This is a genomic window from Caulobacter sp. RHG1 (assembly GCF_013181195.1).
Taxonomy (GTDB): Bacteria; Pseudomonadota; Alphaproteobacteria; order Caulobacterales; family Caulobacteraceae; genus Caulobacter.
Genome location: NZ_SMZP01000019.1, coordinates 1 through 1,031, shown reverse-complemented (window position 1 = coordinate 1,031; position 1,031 = coordinate 1). Strand labels below are relative to the sequence as shown.

Genomic DNA, 1,031 nt, shown 5'->3' with positions numbered 1-1,031 from the left:
CTAGCTGTCGTTTCCAAGAAGGTTGTTCACACGCTGCCAGGGCGTGAGGCCTTTGATGCCGGAGTGGGGGCGGTTGAGATTATAGCTGGCGGTCCAAGGTTGGATGGCGCGAGCGCGTTCGTCCGAGCAGGCGTAGGGTCGGCCATAGGCCCATTCGCGCAGGCTGGTCTGAATGAAGCGTTCGGCCTTGCCGTTGGTCCTGGGCGTGTAGGGTCGAGTCCGGACGTGTCTGGCGCCGGCGGCCTGTAGGGCGTTGGCGAAGAGCTTGGAGCGATAGGCCGAGCCGTTGTCGGTCATCACCCGCTGGACGGCGACGCCGTGGCGGCCCAGCCAGGCGATGGCCCGTTCGAGGAATGCGGTCGTGTCGGCTTGGCCTTCGGAAGGCAGGATCTCGGTATAGGCCAGGCGCGAGGCGTCATCGACGCAGACGTGCAGGAAGTCCCAGCCGGCCTTCCTGGAGCGGCCGGCCTGACGGTCGCCGGTGACGCGATGGCCCTGGACGTTGAACTTGCCCAGTTTCTTGATGTCCAGGTGGATCATCTCGCCAGGCGCGGCGCGCTCGTAGCGGACGACGGGGATCTTCGGATCCAGGGCCGACAGCTTGCCCAGGCCCAGCCGACGCAGGATCAAGCCAACCGTCGAGCGCGCCAGCCCCAAGGCGTGGGCGATGGCCGGGCCGGTCATGCGTTGACGGCGCAACGTCTCCACCTGGACGACGATGTCGTCAGGCGTCTTGCGCGGACATCGGCGCGGCGCCGAGCTGCGGTCGTGAAGCCTTCGCTCGCCGCCCCGCCGATGCCGCCGCAGCCACTTGCCGGCCGTGCGACGCGAAATCCCGAAGGCCTCGGCGGCCTTGGCCACCGACCAGCCGTCAGTCTCGATCCGTGAAATCATCGCCGCTCGACCCAGCGGCGTCAGACGGGCATTGTGATGGATGTTCATCCGGGGGCTTCCGGCTCTGGAAGTGGAGTGTCGCAACCCCAGCTTCGTTCAAGCCCGCCTCCGGGTGAACAACCTTCATAGCTTCGACA

The 1,031-nt window shown here is 66.7% G+C and carries 1 protein-coding gene; it reads right to left on the bottom strand.

Translation table 11 applies throughout. From position 1 onward, the window contains the following. Window positions 1-942, bottom strand: a complete 942-nt coding sequence (locus E1H18_RS26300; protein ID WP_172275094.1) for an IS481 family transposase — start codon at window positions 940-942, stop codon at window positions 1-3. Window positions 943-1,031 lie beyond the last annotated feature (89 nt).

What these genes read in the sequence shown, in the direction of transcription:
- E1H18_RS26300 (WP_172275094.1), bottom strand. Translation starts at nt 942, where the DNA reads ATGAACATCCATCACAATGCCCGTCTGACGCCGCTGGGTCGAGCGGCG.